General features: G+C 70.2%; 18 protein-coding genes. 12 read left to right on the forward strand and 6 right to left on the reverse strand.

The features are described 5' to 3' along the window. Positions 1-44: 44 nt before the first annotated feature. A complete protein-coding gene (msrQ, locus tag GGR71_RS13365) occupies positions 45-674 on the forward strand; it encodes a protein-methionine-sulfoxide reductase heme-binding subunit MsrQ (protein ID WP_160960178.1) in 630 nt (209 codons plus the stop codon). Here the strand turns inward: msrQ and GGR71_RS13370 are convergent. After that, positions 643-1440 carry an FHA domain-containing protein gene (locus GGR71_RS13370; protein WP_160960182.1) on the reverse strand — a complete coding sequence of 266 codons (798 nt, stop codon included), beginning with the start codon at positions 1438-1440 and terminating at the stop codon, positions 643-645. The two genes, msrQ and GGR71_RS13370, sit on opposite strands and share 32 nt — an antisense overlap. Positions 1441-1556: 116 nt before the next feature. On the opposite strand from GGR71_RS13370, the gene GGR71_RS13375 reads away from it, so the two are divergent. Then, the gene (locus GGR71_RS13375; RefSeq protein WP_160960185.1) at positions 1557-1832 is read left to right on the forward strand and encodes a polyhydroxyalkanoic acid system family protein; all 276 of its coding nucleotides are present in this window, start codon (positions 1557-1559) and stop codon (positions 1830-1832) included. A gap of 637 nt (positions 1833-2469) precedes the next feature. On the opposite strand, the gene GGR71_RS13380 is transcribed toward GGR71_RS13375, so the two are convergent. Then, entirely contained in the window at positions 2470-3189 is a 720-nt protein-coding gene (locus GGR71_RS13380) for an FFLEELY motif protein (RefSeq protein ID WP_160960188.1), read from the reverse strand. Positions 3190-3276: 87 nt separating this feature from the next. Here GGR71_RS13380 and GGR71_RS13385 point away from each other — a divergent pair, with 87 nt between their 5' ends. The 3 genes from GGR71_RS13385 to GGR71_RS13395 all read left to right on the forward strand — a co-directional run bounded on the left by GGR71_RS13385 (position 3277) and on the right by GGR71_RS13395 (position 6537). Further along, complete coding sequence (locus tag GGR71_RS13385; RefSeq protein WP_184452031.1) at positions 3277-4542, forward strand: patatin-like phospholipase family protein; 1266 nt, start codon at positions 3277-3279, stop codon at positions 4540-4542. A 127-nt stretch (positions 4543-4669) separates the two neighbouring features. Next, positions 4670-5320 (forward strand): phasin family protein, encoded by a 651-nt coding sequence (locus GGR71_RS13390; protein WP_160960193.1) that lies wholly within the window; start codon positions 4670-4672, stop codon positions 5318-5320. 200 nt (positions 5321-5520) lie between these two features. Continuing rightward, positions 5521-6537 carry a restriction endonuclease gene (locus tag GGR71_RS13395; protein WP_184452033.1) on the forward strand — a complete coding sequence of 339 codons (1017 nt, stop codon included), beginning with the start codon at positions 5521-5523 and terminating at the stop codon, positions 6535-6537. A gap of 305 nt (positions 6538-6842) precedes the next feature. Here GGR71_RS13395 and GGR71_RS13400 read toward each other — a convergent pair whose 3' ends face one another. The 3 genes from GGR71_RS13400 to GGR71_RS13410 all read right to left on the reverse strand — a co-directional run bounded on the left by GGR71_RS13400 (position 6843) and on the right by GGR71_RS13410 (position 11395). Continuing rightward, entirely contained in the window at positions 6843-8831 is a 1989-nt protein-coding gene (locus GGR71_RS13400) for an SDR family oxidoreductase (protein ID WP_160960196.1), read from the reverse strand. A 382-nt stretch (positions 8832-9213) separates the two neighbouring features. Continuing rightward, positions 9214-9945 (reverse strand): histidine utilization repressor, encoded by a 732-nt coding sequence (gene hutC / locus GGR71_RS13405; protein WP_160960199.1) that lies wholly within the window; start codon positions 9943-9945, stop codon positions 9214-9216. Between the two features lie 52 nt (positions 9946-9997). Continuing rightward, the gene (locus GGR71_RS13410; protein WP_160960202.1) at positions 9998-11395 is read right to left on the reverse strand and encodes a formimidoylglutamate deiminase; all 1398 of its coding nucleotides are present in this window, start codon (positions 11393-11395) and stop codon (positions 9998-10000) included. A 63-nt stretch (positions 11396-11458) separates the two neighbouring features. On the opposite strand from GGR71_RS13410, the gene hutI reads away from it, so the two are divergent. From hutI to GGR71_RS13445, 7 genes are all read left to right on the forward strand, one after another. Further along, positions 11459-12661, forward strand: coding sequence for an imidazolonepropionase (gene hutI / locus GGR71_RS13415; RefSeq protein WP_160960342.1), 1203 nt, complete (start codon positions 11459-11461; stop codon positions 12659-12661). Continuing rightward, positions 12658-14196, forward strand: a complete 1539-nt coding sequence (gene hutH / locus GGR71_RS13420; protein ID WP_160960205.1) for a histidine ammonia-lyase — start codon at positions 12658-12660, stop codon at positions 14194-14196. Before hutI ends, hutH begins: the two co-directional genes overlap by 4 nt. Before the next feature lie 109 nt (positions 14197-14305). Then, complete coding sequence (gene hutG, locus GGR71_RS13425; RefSeq protein ID WP_160960208.1) at positions 14306-15169, forward strand: N-formylglutamate deformylase; 864 nt, start codon at positions 14306-14308, stop codon at positions 15167-15169. Between the two features lie 51 nt (positions 15170-15220). After that, positions 15221-16888 (forward strand): urocanate hydratase, encoded by a 1668-nt coding sequence (gene hutU, locus GGR71_RS13430; protein ID WP_160960211.1) that lies wholly within the window; start codon positions 15221-15223, stop codon positions 16886-16888. Between the two features lie 139 nt (positions 16889-17027). Next, positions 17028-17852 carry a hypothetical protein gene (locus GGR71_RS13435; protein ID WP_160960213.1) on the forward strand — a complete coding sequence of 275 codons (825 nt, stop codon included), beginning with the start codon at positions 17028-17030 and terminating at the stop codon, positions 17850-17852. Between the two features lie 105 nt (positions 17853-17957). Beyond that, on the forward strand, positions 17958-18215 hold the full coding sequence (locus GGR71_RS13440; protein ID WP_010342548.1) for an acyl-CoA-binding protein: 258 nt from the start codon (positions 17958-17960) through the stop codon (positions 18213-18215). Next, positions 18215-18841, forward strand: coding sequence for a TetR/AcrR family transcriptional regulator (locus GGR71_RS13445; protein WP_160960216.1), 627 nt, complete (start codon positions 18215-18217; stop codon positions 18839-18841). The genes GGR71_RS13440 and GGR71_RS13445 overlap by 1 nt, the downstream gene beginning before the upstream one ends. A gap of 39 nt (positions 18842-18880) precedes the next feature. On the opposite strand, the gene GGR71_RS13450 is transcribed toward GGR71_RS13445, so the two are convergent. Next, on the reverse strand, positions 18881-19369 hold the full coding sequence (locus GGR71_RS13450; RefSeq protein WP_237474373.1) for a GNAT family N-acetyltransferase: 489 nt from the start codon (positions 19367-19369) through the stop codon (positions 18881-18883). Positions 19370-19425: the final 56 nt, after the last annotated feature.

A 19425-nucleotide genomic window follows, 5' to 3' on the forward strand; every position in this document is an offset into this window, starting at 1 on the left:
CGCATCCTCCCTGGCATCGTTGGCGCATGCTGGTTTGAGGGCGCATGGCTAAGACATCCGCTTCACTGATCGCCGCCAAGGCGGTGGTGCATGCACTGGCGCTGGCGCCGATGGCGTACCTGGGCTGGCAGTTCTGGCAGGTGTGGCAGAGCGGCAGCGATGCGCTCGGCGCCGATCCGGTGGCCGAGGTCGAGCACCGCACCGGGCTGTGGGCGCTGCGGTTGGTGCTGTTGACCCTGGCGATCACGCCGCTGCGGCAACTCACCGGGCAATCGGTGCTGCTGCGCTTCCGGCGCATGCTCGGGCTGTACGCGTTCTTCTACGCGACCGTGCATCTGGCGGCCTACCTGGGGCTGGACCTGCGCGGTTACTGGACGCAGATCTTCGAGGAGATCGTCAAACGCCCGTACATCACCGTCGGCTTCCTGGCCTGGCTGCTGTTGGTGCCGCTGGCCATCACCTCCACCCAGGGCTGGATGCGCCGGCTCAAGCGCAACTGGGGCAAGCTGCACAAGGCGATCTATACGATCGGCGTGCTCGCCGTGCTGCACTTCTGGTGGCTGGTGAAATCGGATATCCGCGAACCGCTGCTGTACGCGGCGATCCTGGCGGTGCTGCTGGGCTGGCGCGGCTGGCGGGCGCTCAGCGCGCGCCGAACCACAGCAGGCCGCTGAGCGCAGCGGCAAGGAGCAAGGCGCTGAGCAACAGCCACGGCCAGCGCCGCACGGTGGCCGGGCGCGGCGCCACCGCGGGGGTCAGCGCCAGCGCGGCCAAGGCCGGGTCGTCGCGCAGCGGCTCGGCGCCGACGACCTGCGGGACTTCCAGCACGAACCGGTGCTGGGCATCGAACACCACCTGATCGCCGGGCTGCAGCCAGCAGCTGCGCACGGCGATGCCGTTGACCTGGGTCTGCGCATCGCCGAAGCCGCGCAGCAGCACCCGCTCGCCGTGCCGTTCCAGGCGCGCATGTTGCTCGGCGCAGGCCGGATCGTCGATGCGGATGTCGCACTCGCGCAGGCGGCCGATGCTGCGCACCCGGTCCACGGTGAAACTGCGGCCATGGTGCGGACCGCCGACGCCGCGCAGCACCAGGCGCGGATCGTCGTGCTCGGCCTCGCTGACCTCGGGCAGGCGCTGCAGCGGCTCGCACTTGCCCTGCACCACCATCTCGACGCCATCGGCGTAGACCGCATCGCCGGGGCGCAGCAGGGCCATGCGCCGCACCGGGCGGCCGTTGACGTGGATGCCGCGGCTGCCGTTGGCGACCTGCAGCCACAGGCCGCGCCGGTCCAGACAGAACTGCGCCAGCAGCAACGCGCCCTGGGTGTCGTCGACCACGCTGACCTGGCCGGAGGCCAGCCGCACGATGCGATGCACGCCCGCGCGCAGGGGCCGGTCGGGATGTTGGCGGTTGCTGAAATGGACTTGCAGATCGTGCACGGCGGGCAGCCTAGCAGGTTGCCTGCGCGCGCAGAAGCGCGCGTGCTGGACAATGCACGGCGCATACGCACAATGCCTGATCGTTCACGCGAGCACCCGCCCGCACAGGAGCCAGCATGTCCAGCATCGACATCCGCCACGACCACAGCAAGACCCCCGCGCAGGCCCGCAAGGCCATCGAAACCGCCGCCAAGAAGCTGTCCGAGCGCTTCGACCTGGAATCGCACTGGGATGGCGACGCCCTGCTGTTCTCGCGCTCGGGCGTGGACGGACGCATCGAACTGCTGCCCAAGCAGGTGCACGTCACCGCCGAATTGGGCTTCCTGCTGTCGGCGATGAAGGGCACGGTGGAAAGCGAGATCCGCCGTGTGCTGTCGGAGAAGCTGGGCTGACCAGTGAATCGAGCCCCTCTCCCCTCGGGAGAGGAGTTGGGGTGAGGGTGCGGAGCGCGCAGCGCCTGCACCAATCTGGCGACACACGGCTGCGCCCGTACCCTCATCCGCCCCTGCGGGGCACCTTCTCCCGAGGGGAGAAGGAACAGCGCTAGCCCCTCTCCCACCGGGAGAGGGGTTGGGGTGAGAGTCCGGCGCCAAGCGCTGCTGGAATCAACTGCACGAGGCTGCGCCCGTATCCTCATCCGCCCCTGCGGGGCACCTTCTCCCGGAGGGGAGAAGGAACAGCATTAGCCCCTCTCCCACCGGGAGAGGGGTTGGGGTGAGGGTGCGACGCCACGCGTTGCTGGAATCAGCTGCACGAGGCTGCGCCCGTACCCTCATCCGCCCCTGCGGGGCACCTTCTCCCGAGGGGAGAAGGATCAGCGCTAGCCGCTCTCCCACCGGGAGAGGGGTTGGGGTGAGGGTCCGGCGCCAGGCGCCGCTGGAATCAGCTACGCGAGGCTGCCCCCGTACCCTCATCCGCCCCTGCGGGGCACCTTCCCCCGAAAAGGGGGCCATGGTCCCGAGGGGAGAAGGAACAGCGTTAGCCCCTCTCCCGCCGGGAGAGGGGTTGGGGTGAGGGTGCGGCGCCGACTCACTCCAACGCAAACGGATCCGGATCACCCGCAAACAACCGCTGCGATACGGCACGCTCGGTGGTCTCGATATCGCCAATGAACCCCTCGGCGTCGCCCAGGGTGGAGAACGCGTCGAAGCCGCGTTCCAGAAACCCCTGCAGTTCCGACAGCCCGGCCGCCTTGGCCGGGCCGCGGGCGAAGCGCAGCAGCATGCGCACCCCCGGCGTGTGCACCGCCTTGGCCAGGCCCAGGCCGACGCGGGCGATCAGGTCGATCTGGCGCTGGCGCAGCCGCGGCAGTCCGGTCTGCCGATAGGCCTCGGCATACAGCGCTTCGTCCAGGCGCTTGCGCCGCGGCGCCAGAGCCTGCAGCGCCTCGGCCATGCGCAGGTCCAGGGCGTGGGTCAGCGCACCCAGTTCGATGCCGTCGGCGACGGTGTCCAGCAACGACGCCGGCATCAGCCGCTGCATCATCGGCAACACCTTGACGATGTCGGCGTCGCGGCGGCTGAAGTCGCGGTCGCCATAGACGTCGGTGAGGAAGAACATTGCCGCCGGGCGCCGCTGCGGATCCTCCAGGAAATGCTCGAAGCTGCGTTCCAGCCGCTGCGATTGCCAGCGCCGCAGCTCCTGCAGCCAGCGCAACGCGTTGCGCGGTTCGCGCGCGGGGTCGTGCAGCGCCTGGTGCCATGCCAGGCGGCGGCCGAGTCGTTCCAGGACGGGAGTGCTGCGCGCCATGGGCGCCGATGATGGTCGCAGCCCGGCACGACCGCAAGCGTCACGGCGCTCGGCTACACTCGCGCCACTGCCTCCTGCGGACCGCGCATGCTTTCCCTCCACAGCGCCTCGCCCCGTCCCCATTCCAACGGCCGCATCGGCCTGGCCATCGCCGGCGGCGGCCCGATCGGCGGCATGTACGGCCTCGGTGCACTGCGCGCCCTCGACGAGGCATTGGACGGACTGGACCTGACCCGCCTGGATTGCTACGTGGGCGTCAGCTCCGGCGCGTTCCTCACCGCCGGCCTGGCCAACCGGGTCAGCAGCGCCGAGATCTGCCGGATCTTCGTCACCGGCAACAGCGACGATGCACGGTTCCGCCCGGAAGATTTCCTGCGGCCCAACGTCTACGAATACCTGCGCCGCGCCGCGACCCTGCCTGGGCTGGCCTACGGCTGGTGGCACGACCTGCTCACCGAGCCGCGCAAGACCCGCTGGTCGGACCTGATCACCCGTTTCGGCGGACTGGTGCCCAGCGGCCTGTTCGACAACGCCGGGGTCGAGCGTTTCCTGCAGGACGTGTTCAGCCGTCGCGGTCGCAGCAACGATTTCCGCGATCTGGACACCAACCTGTTCGTGGTCGCGGTGGATCTGGACAGCGGCCGCGCAGTGCGCTTCGGCGAGCCGGGCATGGACCACGTGCCGATCTCGCTGGCGATCCAGGCCAGTGCCGCGCTGCCGGGGCTGTACCCGCCGGTGCAGATCGACGGCCACCATTACGTGGACGGCGCGCTGCGCCGCACCATGCACGCCTCCACGCTGCTGGAGCGCGGCATCGACCTGATGATCGGGATCAACCCGCTGGTGCCCTACGACGCCACCCACGCGCCGCGCCGCAACGGCCACGTCGACCGCGCGCGGCTGCTCGCCGGCGGCCTGCCGGCGGTGCTGTCGCAGACCTTCCGCACCCTGCTGCAGTCGCGCATGCAGGTGGGGCTGGAGAAGTACGCGCGGCAGTACCCGCAGGTGGATCAACTGGTGTTCGAGCCCAACGCCGACAATGGCGAACTGTTCTTCACCAATCTCTTCAGTTACGCGGCGCGCCACCGCGTGTGCCAGCTCGCCTATCGCAACACCCTGTCCGACCTGCGCCGCAACGCGCAGACGCTGGAGCCGCTGCTGGCCGCGCACGGCATCGCGCTGCGCCACGATATCCTCAATGACCGCAAGCGCACCTTCCTCGATGGCGTGGACGTGCAGCCGCGGCGCATGACCGAGACCACCGCGCGGTTGCGGCGTGCGCTGGACGACGTCGACCAGGTCATCGCCAACCGGCGCGCCAAGCGCCGCACCCGCCGTTCGCCCGAGGCATAACCCATGCCGCGTCGGCCGACGTCGCCATCCCGCCGCGCGCACCGCATGCGCACGCTGGTGTGATTACTCTAGTCAACCTCCCGAGTCTCGACCTCCGCCACTCACCCGCCGAAGGAACCGCACCGCCATGGCCACCTTGAAGAAATCCGCCCGCAAGAAGCGCAGTACCGCCACTGCCGACGACACCCTGCAGGCGCAGGCGGAGAAACTGTCCAAGCGCCTGGGCGAATCGGCGCAGCAGGTCTGGCTGGCCGGGGTCGGTGCGTTCGGCCGTGCCCAGGCCGAAGGCGGCAAGCTGTTCGAGACCCTGGTCAAGGAAGGACTGAACCTGGAGCAGAGCACCCGCAAGCTGGCCGGCGGCGGCGTCGACGCGGTACGCGATGCGGTGGAGAACCGGGTCGGCCAGGCCCGCGAGCGCGCCGCCGACACCTGGGACCGCCTGGAGAAGGTATTCGAAGACCGCGTGCAGCGTGCGCTGCGCCGCCTCGAGGTGCCCAGCCGCGAGGACCTGGGCGCGCTGATCGAACGCGTGGACGCGCTCAACGGCGAACTGCGCCATCTGCGTGGCGGCCGTGCAGCGCAGACGTCGGGCAAGGCGACGGCGGCGAAGAAGGCCGCCAGGAAGACGGCCGCATCGTCCACCGGCACCGCCAAACGTGCGGCACCGGCGCGCCGCCGTGCCGGCCCGGTGGTCGCCAAGGTCGCGCCAGCCAAGAGCGCCACCGCGCCCAAGCGCGCCAGCCGCAAGCGCAATGTGGCACCCACCCCGGCCGAGTAACTGGATTGTTGCAAAGCAGCACGTTTTTCCAGACAATCGAAACGGACCCGCCAGTCCATCAGAAGACCGTTTGCTCCCCTCCCCTCTCGGCTTCGGACTGGCGGGTCTTTTTTGTCCGCCTTCCACCGCTGTCGCCTTGCCGGCGCCGTGACACGCTGGCGATACACTGACTTCTTTACGGCGCGTGTGCGGGTGCGAGCATGTTTTCCTGGATAGCGGCAGCGATCTTGGCAGTCGCGGCATGGCTGGCAGCCAGTGGCTACCTGTGGCTGGTGCGGCGCCGCGAGAACGAGGCCACGGCCGGGCTGCATGCACTGGCCGGCCTGCACTGGCGCGATTTCTCCTACATGGTGCGGCGCGCGATGCGCGAGCAGCGCGACCTGCAGGACGCGGCCATGGACGAGCATGCGAGCCAGGAACCGCAGAGCGACTTCGTGATGACCCGTGGCGACGCGCGCTGGCTGCTGTCGTGCAAGCACGGCCGGGCCTACCGGATCGGTTCGGCCGCGGTCAACGAACTGGGCGCGGCGGCGCGGCTGATGGGCGCGCAGGGCGGCATCCTGATCACCGAGGGCAAGGTGCAGCGCGACGGCATCGCCGCGGCCGAGAAGCAGGCGGTGGAAATCCTCGACGGCCGGCGCATCTGGCCGATGCTCAAGCCCTACCTGCCCAGCGAACTGGAAGACGGCGTGATCGGCGCCAGCCGTCGCCGCGCGCAGCGCCACATCGCCATCGCCGGCCTGGCGTCGCTCGCCTTGGGCGTGGTGACCGGCGTCGGTGCACTGGCGCTGCAGCAACCCGCAGAGCCGCCGGCTTCCGCGGCCGTGGCGGTGCCACCGCCTGCGCCCGCCGCCGCTGCCGCGCCCACGCAGTCGGCGGCGATGCAGGCCGCAGCCACGCCGACGAGCACCGCCGCCGCCGCGCCGCGACCGGCGCTCGACGGCGCCAGCGACTTGGCCGAACCCGACCCCGCGACCGAGCAGCGCAATCGCCAGGAACTCTCCAAGGCCCTGGCCGGCACCCCGGGCGTGATCCGCGGTATCTGGCAGACGCAGATGACCCTGGTGGTCGACCGCAGCGGCGACGACGCCCAGGTGTGGCCGCGCATCTGCAAGGAAGTGGAGCGCTATCCGTCCCTGCGCACGGTCCGCATCCAGCTCAATCCCCGCCCCGGCCACCAGGAACCGGTGCGCTGGCGGCAATGTAGGACGTTCTGATGAGCCGGGATTGGGGAGTCGGGATTGGGGATTCGCAAAAGCGGGTCACTGCCGCGGATGGGCTATTGGAAAGCCACGGCTCCCAAAGCAGCGCTCAATGAAAGCAGCGATCGCGCGGCAGCCTAGCAATTGCTATCCATCTAAATCTCCCGCCTCTGAGGCAGTGCTGCTCCAGCCAAGACCAACACCTGTCCCGCCGCGTCCCCACGAAACGTCCGCGAGACCTTAGGCCACGCGGACGCGCATCCGATACCAGGGACCCGCTTTTGCGAATCCCCAATCCCAACTCCCCACTCCCCGCCCCATCACCAATGCACGCCCCGCATCAGCGCGGCAAACGCGATCTGCTCCTGGCTCGGCTTGGTCTCGCGTAGCGCCTTGCGGTCGCCCTTGGCCGCGGCCGAGTCCGGGAACAGTTCGAAAGCGGTGTTCATCACCACCTCGTAGGCCTTCGGTGCCACCGCGTTGACCAGGGCGGCGAAGATGCCCAGGCGCGTGGCCACGCGGCTGGGGCGTTCGATGATCGCCTTGACCATCAGGTCGGCGGCCTCGTCCACGCTCAGCGTCGGCACGCTGTCGTACATCTTGGTCGGGGCGATCATCGGCGTCTTCACCAGCGGCATGTTGACCGTGGTGAAGCTGATGCCCTTGCCCGACAGCTCACCCTGCGCGCAGCGGCTCCAGGCATCCAGCGCGGCCTTGGAGGCGACGTAGGCGGAGAAGCGCGGCGAGTTGGCCAGCACGCCGATCGAGCTGACGTTGATGATGTGGCCCTTGCGTCGCGCGGTCATGCCTGGCAGCACGCCCATGATCAGGCGCAGGCTGCCGAAGTAGTTCAACTGCATGGTCCGCTCGAAATCGTGGAAGCGGTCGTAGCTGAGTTCGATCGAGCGGCGAATCGAACGGCCGGCGTTGTTGATCAGCACGTCGACATGGCCGTGCGCTTCCAGCACGGTCGCGATCAGGCGGTCGCAGTCGGCCAGGTCCGACAGGTCGGCGGTATAGGCGAAGACCTTGCCGCCCTTGGCGTTCATGGCGTCGCGCGCGGCATGCAGTTCCTGCTCGCCGCGGGCCACGATGACGGTGATGGCGCCGGCCTCGGCGACGCGCTGCGCGGTAGCCAGGCCGATGCCGGAGGAACCGCCGGTGATCAGCACCACCTTGCCGCGGACCTTGCCCTTGAGCGAGCGGTCCACGAACAGGTCCGGGTCCAGGTGCCGTTCCCAGTGATCCCACAGGCGCCAGGCGTAGTCTTCCAGGCGCGGCACGGCGATGCCGCTGCCCTTGAGCGCGCGCTCGGTCTCGCGGCTGTCGAAGCGCGTGGGATAGGTGATGAACTTCAGCACCTCGCGCGGGATGCGGAAGTCGCGCAGCAGCATGCCGGTGAAGCGGCGGATCGGCGGCAGGCTGCCGACCGCGGCGCGGATGCTCGAGGGCACGAACGCGAACATCCGCGCATCCACCCGCAAGGTCATCTCCGGGGCGTGGCCGGCGCGGCAGAACACGTTGAGCACCTCGCCCACGCGCAGCGGCTCGGGGTCGGTGAGGTGGAAGGTGTGGCCGTCGAGCTTGGGCTTGTGCGCGATGTGGTCCATCGCATCGGCGACGAAGTCCACCGGCACCAGGTTGATCCGCCCGCCCTCGATGCCGAGCATTGGCGCCCACGGCGGCAGCAGCTGGCGCATTTTCTTGATCAGCGGGAAGAAGTAGTACGGGCCGTCGATCTTGTCGATGGCGCCGGTGCGCGAGTCGCCGACCACCATCGCCGGGCGGTAGATGCGCCATTTGATCCGGGTCTCGGCGCGCACCAGCGCCTCGGCGTCGTGCTTGGTGCGCAGGTAGGGGTCGTCCAGCCCCTCGGCTTCCTCGAACATGTCCTCGCGGAAGATGCCCGGATACAGGCCGGCCACCGCGATCGAACTGGTGTGGTGGAAGATGCCGGCGCCGAATTGCGCGGCCAGTTCCAGCGCGTTGCGGGTGCCGTCGAGGTTGGCGACGCGCTGCTCCTCGGCCTTGGCGGTGAGGTCGTACAGCGCGGCCAGATGGAAGAAGTGCTTGACCTTGCCGTGCAGCGCCTTGCGCTGCGCCGCACTCAGCCCGCAATACTCGGCGCCGACGTCGCCGTGCAGCACCACCAGACGCTTGGGATCCCAGCCCTGCTCGCGCACCAGCGCGTCGAACTTGCGCTGCGACTCCTTGCGCAGCAGGACATGCACGACGCCCTTGCGCCGCATCAGCTTGGCCATCAGGTAGCGGCCGATGAAACCGGTGGCGCCTGTCACGAAATACGTCATGCCGAACCATCCCTCGTTCCGCGGCCACGGCCCCTCGCCCGGCCCCGGCGCTAACTTGCCAGAGTGCGGCGGGCAGGACAAACGCACGCCGGCGTATGGCGCGCGTGCGGCAATGCAGCATCGCGCGCCGCCGACCTGTTTTCGTCAGAACGTCCGTCGCCGCTCGAGCGGATCTCCCCTCACCCCGGGCATGGACGCGCAGGCACGGCGTTTGTCCGCTTTGCTGGCTTCGCCGCGGCGAGGCTGTCCGTGGAAAGCCGTCGTGGCTGACGCCGCGCGTACGTAATGACGTGATGCGCGACGAACGCAGCTTTGATGAGGTGCACTGCAGACGCGCCAAGACGATGCGTCCGCCGTACTGGAACCGCCTGGCGCACCGCGCTCAGCGCGCGCCAGGCGAGAATCGCGCGACCAGGTCGTAGGTATCGCCGAGGAACACCTGGCGCACGAAGGTCACCGCCTGTTCGCCGCGCCAGGTGCGGCGGTCGATCAGTAGACAAGCGGTGCCGGCCGGCACCTGCAAGCGCGCCGCCTGCGCGGCACTGGCACCGACCGCGCTGATGCGGTGTTCGGCGCGGGTCCAGGGCACGTGCTGCAGCAGCCAGCTGCCGGGCACGGTGACCGCGAAGTCCATCTGCAGGGCCTCGGGCACCGCCACCGGATTGATCACCCGCTCCTCCAGCGCGAACGGACGGCCGTCGGCGTAGTGCAGGCACTGCAGCGCCAGCAGACTGCCGCCGGCGGCGACCTCGGCTTCCTGCGGCAGCGCCGCACGCGGTGCGCGCTGCTGCCGCTCCAGCAGTTCGAAACGATAGGCGTGGCCGCGCGCGGCGACCTCGACCGGGATGTCCGGGATCTCCAGCGCCACCTGCTCCATGTGCGGATGCGGGCGTGCCACGAACGAGCCGGCGCGGCGCCGGCGCTCGATCATGCCGGCATCGGCGAGCAGCGCCAGCACCTTGTTGACGGTCATCCGCGAGCAGCCGTACTGCGCCATCAGCTCGTGCTCGAACGGAATGCGATGGCCGGGCGGCCACTCGCCGCTGCGGATGCGCGCCTCGATGTCGCGGCGGATGCGCTGGTTGAGCGGCAGCGTCGGCTCGGCAGGACTCATTGGCGCTCCGCACTGCGGCAGCAACTGCACAAGGCCAGGCGACCAGCGCGCCTCATGCGTCCAGCAACCGGGCCAGCGCACACGCATAGCGGGCCGCGACCGCTTCGCGCTGCAGGTGGCGCCCCTCGCGTACCAACGCGCGGCCGTGGCGCCAGACCGAGCGCACCGCGCCACCACGCGCGGCGAACAGCCAGCTGTCCAACCAGGCGTCGCCGTGGCGCGCCTGCAATGCCGGGTGTGCGGCGTCCAGTTCGACCAGGTCTGCCGGGGCGCCCACGCCCAGGCCCTGGGCGACGCCGAGCGCCTGCGCCGCGCCTTGCGCTGCGGACTGGAACAGGAAACGACCGCTGGACAGCGCGGTGTCGCCGGTGAGCACGTTGCGCCCACGCAGGGTCAAGCGCTGGCCGTACTCGAGCAGGCGCAGTTCCTCGGCCGCATCGATCAGCACGTTGGAGTCCGACCCCACACCGAAACGGCCGCCAGCGCGCAGGAAGTCCTGCATCGGGAACAGCCCGTCGCCGAGGTTGGCCTCGGTGATCGGGCACAACCCGACCACGGCGCCACTGGCGGCGATGCCCTGCACTTCGGCGGCGTCGACATGGGTGGCGTGGACCAGGCACCAGCGCGCATCCACCGGCGCGTGCGCCAGCAGCCACTGCACCGGCCGCTGCCCGCTCCAGGCCAGGCAGGCGTCGACCTCACGGGTCTGCTCGGCGATATGGATGTGCACCGGGCCGTCGCACAGCGGCAGCAGCGCGCTCAGTTCGTCCGGGGTCACCGCGCGCAGGCTGTGCGGGGCCAGGCCCAGCACCGCATCGTCCAGCCCCTGCAGCGCGCGACGGCTGCCATCCAGCAGCGCGGCGAAGCCGTCCACGTCGTGCAGCAGGCGCTGCTGCGCCGGGTTCGGCGCGGCGCCGCCGAAGTCGGCGTGCGCGTAGAACACCGGCAGCAGGGTCAGGCCGATGCCGCTGGTCTGCGCCGCCGCGGCCAGGCGCTGCGCCAGCTCGGCACGGTCGGCATAGGGCCGGCCGTCGGCGGCGTGGTGCACGTAATGGAACTCGCCGACCCGGGTGAAGCCGGCCTCGAGCATCTCCACGTAGGCCTGCTCGGCGATGGCCTGCAGATCGTCCGGACTCAGCCGCTGCAGGAAGCGGTACATCAGCTCGCGCCAGCTCCAGAAGCTGTCGCCGCTGCGCCCGCCGATCTCGGTCAACCCGGCCATCCCGCGCTGGAAAGCGTGGCTGTGCAGATTGCCCAGCCCGGGTACCACGATGTCCAGGCGCTGATCGCCCAGTGCCGCGGCCATGCCGCTGTCCACCGTGACGATGCGGCCGCCGCGCACGCCGATGCGCACGTCGCGCGCCCAGCCTTGCGGCAGCAGCGCGTGCGCGCACCAGAATTCGCCCGATCCCACCTTGCCGCTGGCCTGCTGCTGCGCCTGGGTCTGCACTGGACACCCTCCATCGACCACAATATTGTATATACAAAATAACCGACGAGCCCGCCCGTGACCATGCCCTGCGACACGCTCTGGCACAACGCGCACCTGATGACGCTGGACGCCGAGGACGGCGGATTGGGCCTGGTCCACGACGGCGTGGTGGCCTGCCGCGATGGCCGCATCGTCTACGCCGGCGCCGCCGCGCAGTTGCCCGGCCCCCTGTCGGCGCAACGCAGCATCGACTGCGGCGGGCGCTGGATCGGCCCCGGCCTGATCGACTGCCACACCCACTTGGTCTATGCCGGCAACCGCGCCGGCGAGTTCGAACAGCGCCTGCTCGGCGCCAGCTATGCCGACATCGCCCGCGCCGGCGGTGGCATCGTCTCCACGGTGCGCGCCACCCGCGCCGCCGACGAGGACGCCCTGCTCGCCGCCAGCCTGCCGCGGCTGGACGCGCTGCTGGCCGAAGGCGTGACCACGGTGGAGATCAAGTCCGGCTATGGCCTGACGCTTGAGGACGAACTGCGCCTGCTGCGCGTGGCGCGGCGCCTGGGCGCGCTGCGCGCGGTGGACGTGTCGCCGACCTTCCTCGGCGCGCACGCGGTGCCGCCCGGTGGCGAGGCGCAGGCCTACATCGACGAAGTGTGCGAGCGCATGATTCCCGCGGTCGCCGCGCAGGGCCTGGCCGAAGCGGTGGACGTGTTCTGCGAGCACCTGGCGTTCACCCCGACGCAGACCGAGCAGGTGTTCCAGGCCGCGCAGCGCCACGGCCTGGCGCTGAAGATCCACGCCGAGCAGCTGTCCAATCAGGGCGGCGCGGCGCTGGCGGCGCGCTACGGCGCGCGCTCGGCCGACCATGTCGAATACCTGGACGAGACCGGCGTCGCCGCGATGGCCGCCGCCGGCACCGTCGCGGTGCTGCTGCCGGGCGCGTTCTATTTCACCCGCGACACCCAACTGCCGCCGATCGCCGCGCTGCGCGCCGCGGGCGTGCCGCGCGCGCTGGCCACCGACTGCAACCCCGGCACCTCGCCGCTGACCAGCCCGCTGCTGGCGATGAACCTGGCGGCGACGCTGTTCCGGTTGACCGTGGCCGAGTGCATCGCCGGCTTCACCCGCGAGGCGGCGCGTGCGCTCGGGCGCCAGGAGCAGATCGGCCGGCTGCGCGCCGGACTGGCCTGCGACCTGGCGATCTGGGACATCGTCGAACCGGCCGAATTGGTCTATCGCATGGGCTTCAACCCGCTGCATGCGCGTATCTGGAGAGGACAATGAGCGACGACGAGATCCTGCTGCGCCCCGGCGCGGTGAGCCTGGCGCAGTGGCGCGCCGTGTACCGCGGCGCCGGCGTGCGGCTTGACCCGGCCTGCAACGACACGGTGCTGCGCAGCGCGCAGACCGTGGAGGCGATCGTCGCCACCGGCGCACCGGTGTACGGCATCAATACCGGCTTCGGCAAGCTGGCCAGCGTGCGCATCGAACGCGATGACTTGGAGGCCCTGCAGCGCAACATCGTACTGTCGCATGCGGCCGGAGTCGGCGCGCCGATGCCGGTGCCGGTGGTGCGGCTGATGATGGCGCTGAAGCTGGCCAGCCTGGCTCAGGGCGCCTCCGGCGTGCGCCCGGAAACGCTGTCGATGCTGGAAGCGCTGCTGCAGCACGAGGTGATCCCGGTGGTGCCATGCCAGGGCTCGGTCGGCGCCTCCGGCGACCTGGCGCCGCTGGCGCACCTGGCCACGGTGATGCTCGGCGTCGGCGAGGCCTTCGTCGGCGACGCGCGCCTGCCGGCCGCGCAGGCACTGGCCCAGGCTGGGCTGCAACCGCTGACGCTGGGCGCCAAGGAGGGCCTGGCGCTGCTCAACGGCACCCAGTATTCCACCGCCTATGCGCTGGCCGGGCTGTTCGAGATCGAACGCGTGTTCCATGCCGCGCTGGTCGCCGGCGCGCTGTCCACCGAGGCCGCGAAAGGCTCGGACACCCCGTTCGATCCGCGCATCCATGCGCTGCGCGGCCAGCCCGGGCAGATCGCGACCGCCGCCACGCTGCGCGACCTGATGCACGCCTCGGCGATCCGCGATTCGCATCGCGACAACGACGTGCGCGTGCAGGACCCGTACTGCCTGCGCTGCCAGCCGCAGGTGATGGGCGCAGCGCTGGACGTGATGCGCCAGGCCGCCACCACCCTGGCCACCGAGGCCAACGGCGTGTCGGACAACCCGCTGGTGTTCAGCGACACCGGCGAGGCCCTGTCCGGCGGCAACTTCCACGCCGAGCCGGTGGCCTTCGCCGCCGACATGCTGGCGCTGGCGGTGTGCGAGATCGGCTCGATCAGCGAGCGCCGCGTCGCCATGCTGGTGGATCCGGCGCTGTCCGGGTTGCCGGCGTTCCTGACGCCCAAGCCCGGCCTCAACTCCGGCTTCATGATCCCGCAGGTGACCGCCGCCGCACTGGTCTCGGAGAACAAGCAGCGCGCTTATCCGGCCAGCGTCGATTCGATCCCGACCTCGGCCAACCAGGAAGACCACGTGTCGATGGCCGCGCACGGCGCGCGCCGCCTGCTGGCGATGGCGGAGAACGCGGCCAATGTGGTCGGCATCGAGCTGCTGGCAGCCGCACAGGGCTGCGACTTCCACGCGCCGCTGCGCTCCAGCGCCGCCCTGGAAGCGGCACGAGCGCTGCTGCGTGCCCGTGTGCCGACGCTGCAGGACGACCGCTATTTCCACCCCGACATGCTGGCCGCCACCGCGCTGGTGCGCGACGGCGCACTGGCCGCGGCGGTGGGGATGCGCTTGCCCGAGGCCAGCGCCTGATCCGAAGAACCCGTCGTAGGAGCGGCTTTAGCCGCGACCGGGCTTTCCCGGCAATGCCAGGTCGCGGCTGAAGCCGCTCCTACAGCACAAGCACAACCCGCGAGGCCGTATGACATCCCTGCCCGATTGGCTCACCGTGCACCGCGGCGATGCGCCGCTGATCGTCAGCTTCCCGCACACCGGCACTGAGTTGCCGGAGGCGCTGACCGACCGCTTCGTCTCGCCATGGCTGGCGCAGCGCGATGCCGACTGGTGGGTGCACCTGCTGTACGACTTCGCCAAGACGCTCGGCGCGACCACCGTGCGCACCGCAATCTCGCGCTCGGTGATCGACGTCAACCGCGACCCGGCGGGCGTCTCGCTGTATCCCGGGCAGAACACCACCGGGCTGTGCCCGCTGACCACCTTCGACGCGCAGCCGCTGTACCAGCCCGGCGCCGAACCCGACGCCGCCGAGATCGACGCGCGCCGCACGCGCTGGTTCGCCCCGTACCACGCCGCGCTGGACGCGGAGATCGCACGCCTGCGCAAGATGCACCCGGCGATCGTGGTGTACGACGCGCATTCGATCCGCTCGCGCATTGCGCACCTGTTCGACGGCGAGCTGCCGCAGTTCAACATCGGCAGCGCCGGCGCCTCCGGCGCGGTGGATGGCAGTTGCGCGGCGGCACTGACCGATGCGGTCGAACGCGTCTGCGCCGGCAGCGGCTTCAGCCACGTGCGCAACGGCCGCTTCAAGGGCGGCTGGAGCACCCGCCACCACGGTGCGCCGGCCGACGGCGTGCACGCGATCCAGATGGAACTGGCCTGCCGCGGCTACATGCACGAGCCGGACACGGTCGCCCCCAGCAACTGGCCATCGCCGTGGCAACCCGACCACGCCGCGCCGCTGCGCGCGGTGCTGCAGCAGGTGCTGCAGGCCTGCCTCGACTTCGCCCGCAGCCCCGCCGCATCCGCCCGCACCTCCGACTGACGCGCGCGCGCCGCGCCTCCGCCTTCCGCGCATCCACCTGAGGATTCCCGCATGACCCGCCTCGATGCCACCCGCACCATCCAAGCGCCCACCGGTAGCGCCATCACCTGCAAGAGCTGGCTGACCGAAGCGCCGCTGCGCATGCTGATGAACAACCTGCACCCGGACGTGGCCGAGCGCCCGCAGGAACTGGTGGTGTACGGCGGCATCGGCCGCGCCGCGCGCGACTGGGAGAGCTTCGACGCCATCGTCGAGACGCTCAAGCGGCTGGACGACGATCAGACCCTGCTGGTGCAGTCGGGCAAGCCGGTCGGGGTGTTCCGCACCCACGCCGACGCCCCGCGCGTGCTGATCGCCAACTCCAACCTGGTACCGCGCTGGGCCAACTGGGACCACTTCAACGAGCTGGATAAAAAGGGCCTGGCCATGTACGGCCAGATGACCGCCGGCAGCTGGATCTACATCGGCGCGCAGGGCATCGTGCAAGGCACCTACGAGACCTTCGTGGAAATGGGCCGGCAGCACTACGGCGGCGACCTGTCCGGCAAGTGGCTGTTCACCGGCGGCCTCGGCGGCATGGGCGGCGCGCAGCCGCTGGCCGCGGTGATGGCCGGCGTCTCGTGCCTGGCCGTGGAATGCCGCAAGAGCAGCATCGACATGCGTCTGCGCACCGGCTATCTGGACACCTGGACCGATAATCTGGACGAGGCGCTGCGCCTGATCGCCGAATCGTGCACGGCGAAGAAGCCGCTGTCGGTCGGCCTGCTCGGCAATGTCGCCGACGTGCTGGACGAATTGCTGGTCCGTGGGGTCAAGCCGGACCTGCTGACTGACCAGACCTCCGCACACGACCCGGTCAACGGCTACCTGCCGCAGGGCTGGAGCGTCGAGCAGTGGGACGAAAAGCGCGCGAGCGCGCCGAAGGAAGTCGAAGCCGCCGCGCGCGACTCGATGGCCAACCACATCCGCGCCATGCTCGCCTTCCACGCGCTGGGCGTGCCGACCGTGGACTACGGCAACAACCTGCGGCAGATGGCGCTGGAAGAAGGCGTCGCCAATGCCTTCGATTTCCCCGGGTTCGTGCCGGCCTACATCCGCCCGCTGTTCTGCCGCGGCGTCGGCCCGTTCCGCTGGGCCGCGCTGAGCGGCGACCCGGAGGACATCGCCAAGACCGACGCCAAGGTCAAGGAACTGATTCCGGACAACCCGCACCTGCACCGCTGGCTGGACATGGCCGCCGAGAAGATCAAGTTCCAGGGCCTGCCGGCGCGCATCTGCTGGGTCGGCCTGGGCGACCGCGACCGCCTGGGGCTGGCGTTCAACGAGATGGTCGCCAATGGCGAACTGAAGGCACCGGTGGTGATCGGCCGCGACCACCTGGACAGCGGCAGCGTCGCCTCGCCGAACCGCGAGACCGAGGCCATGGCCGACGGCTCGGACGCGGTCTCCGACTGGCCGCTGCTCAACGCCCTGCTCAACACCGCCAGCGGCGCCACCTGGGTCTCGCTGCACCACGGCGGCGGCGTGGGCATGGGCTTCTCGCAGCACGCCGGCATGGTCATCGTCTGCGACGGCAGCGAGGCGGCGGCCAAGCGCATCGCCCGGGTCTTGTGGAACGACCCGGCCACCGGCGTGATGCGGCATGCCGACGCCGGCTACCCGATCGCCCTCGATTGCGCCCGCGACAAGCAGCTGGATCTGCCCGGCATCCTGCGCTGATCTCCGCGCGCCGTCCGCCGCACCGAGCGGCGGGCGGCGCGCGCCGGCCCGAACCGGAACTGCGTCACCCCTCGAACGATAGACCCTCAAGTTCGGCCGAAACACGCCGACAAGGGATGCATCGTTTCAAGGAGCCTGCATGGGCATCCTGATCTACCTCACTCCTGCCGTGGCGCTGTGGGCTGCCGTTGCCACAGCGTTCGCGCATGGCTTGTTCCAGCGTCTGGGGCATGCCTATCGGCGCGACGCGACTGCGAAGGAGACCATCGCGCGGTATCAGGCGGCGCTGAGCCAGCTGAAGGCGCAGGCCGCCGCCAGCGCGCAGGAGCTGGAAACGCTGCGCCAGGACCACGAACGCCTGCGCGCGACCTACGAGTACGAAGCGGCACCCGCTGCAGGCGCGTCCGCCACCGCCGCGCCCGCGTCTGCGCCTTCGACGGCCGCAGCGAAGGCGGCGCCCGTACCGGCTCCAGCCCCGGCCGCGCCGCCGTCGACCATCGCCCTGGCGCAGATCGACATCGCCGACGAGGTCGGCACCCTGCTCGCGCATGTCGCGCGGGTGGCGCGCAGCATCCGCCGCTACAGCGCCTATAGCCGCGGCCACAACGGCCCGGAGCCGGCCAGCGCGCGCTACGACCTGCACTGGCTGTCCGACTGCCTGCACAACCTGGACCAGGTCGGCCACGCCCTGGCCCGCAACAACATGGAAACCCTGACCGCGGCCTGCACCGAACTGCTGACCATGTACGAGCAGTACCTGCGCGACGGCTCCGGCTACAACAGCCGCGACACCTTCCAGCGGCTCAGCACGCAAGTGCCGCTGGCCGAAGTCACCGATGCGATCCGTTCGATTGCGGCCAAGGCCTCGCTGGCGCGGCAGGCCCAGGCCGCGCAGGAACAGGCCGCGTACGCGCACGAACGCGTCGCCGACAGCCGCCAGATCGACGCGCTGTCGATGCTGTGACGGCGGCGGCCGTGCCGGCGTGCGCCAGCACCGCCACTCGCGGTCCGCGTTGACCCGGCCCCTCGCCCGTGCTGTGATGCCTGCCGGTCAGGGCGGAGCGGGATCATGGCGGACAGCAAGGCGGCCTTCGAGAAAGCGGTCCAGGACATCAAGCAGCGCGCCGAGCGCCCCGACAACGACACCCTGTTGCGGCTCTACGCGCTGTACAAGCAAGGCTCGGAGGGCGACGTGAGCGGCGCCAAGCCGGGCTTCTTCGACTTCGTCGGCACCGCCAAGTACGAGGCCTGGGCCAAGCTCAAGGGCATGCCGCAGGCCGACGCGCAGAAGAAGTATGTGGACCTGGTGAAGAAGCTGCTGGCCTGATGGCCCGCGACACCCGGCGTCGCATCCTCGAGACCGCCCTGGCGATGTTCAACGCGCAGGGCGAGCCGCACGTCACCACCAACCACATCGCCGACGAGCTGGAGATCAGCCCCGGCAACCTGTACTACCACTTCCGCAACAAGGACGACATCATCGAGCACCTGTTCGCGCGCTACGAGGAGCGCATGGACACGGCGCTGGCGCTGCCGAGCGCGCGCCTGCCCGGGCTTGAGGACATCTGGCTGCAGTTGCACCTGGTGTTCGAGTGCATCTGGGACTACCGCTTCCTGTACCGCGACCTGGTCGAGATCCTCAGCCGCAGCCGGCGCCTGCGCCTGCGCTTCGCGCGCATCCTGCGCCGCGCCGACGCCAGCGTGCAGGCGGTGTTCCAGGGGCTGGCGCAGACCGGGGCGATGCGCGCCAGCACCCAGGAATTGGCGGGCGTGGCCACCAACGCGCTGGTGGTGGCCACGTTCTGGCTCAACTACGCGGCCGCGCGCGGCGAAAAGGACGAGCAAGTGGCGATCCGCCACGGCATCGTGCAGGTGATGCGACTGATCGCGCCGTTCCTGCGCGAGGCCGAACGCGCACACCTGGCCGCGCTGATGGACGCCTATCTGGATTGATCCCCTGCCCTGCGCGTCGATGCGCGCACGACGCGCCGCTCAGCCGGCAGCGGTGTGGACGACCGAACCGTCGAGTACGTAGACCTTGCACACCAGGCCCGGCGGCGTGCGGTAGGTGCGAAAGCCGACGGCTTCGTAGTACGCCTGCCCGAGCGCATTGTCGGCGGCGATGGTAGCGTCGATCTGCGCCAGCCCGGCACCACGCGCCGCCGCGCAGGTGGCGCGGAACAGCGCACTGCCGACACCACGGCGGGCGGCGCGCGGATCGACGTGGGTGCCGATGATACCCCAGCCCTCGGCGACGTCGTAGGTATTGCCGGGCCGCGCGATGCGCAGCGACTGGAAGCCGAGGACACGTCCGTCGGCATCCTCGGCCAGCACGCACTGCAGACGATCGGGATGCTGCAGGTAGGTCGCGCGCACCGTCGCCAGGTCGGTCGGCGCCTTGCGCAGGCCGGCGGCGAAGATCGCGTTCTGTACCGCGACCATCGCCTCGGCATCATCGAGCGTCGCGGGCCGGATCTGCATGGTGTCGACGTCTCGAAGGGTTGCACGCGAGTATGCCCGAGCGCGGCCTGCCGCTG

The sequence above is a fragment of the Xanthomonas sp. F1 genome (assembly GCF_014199855.1).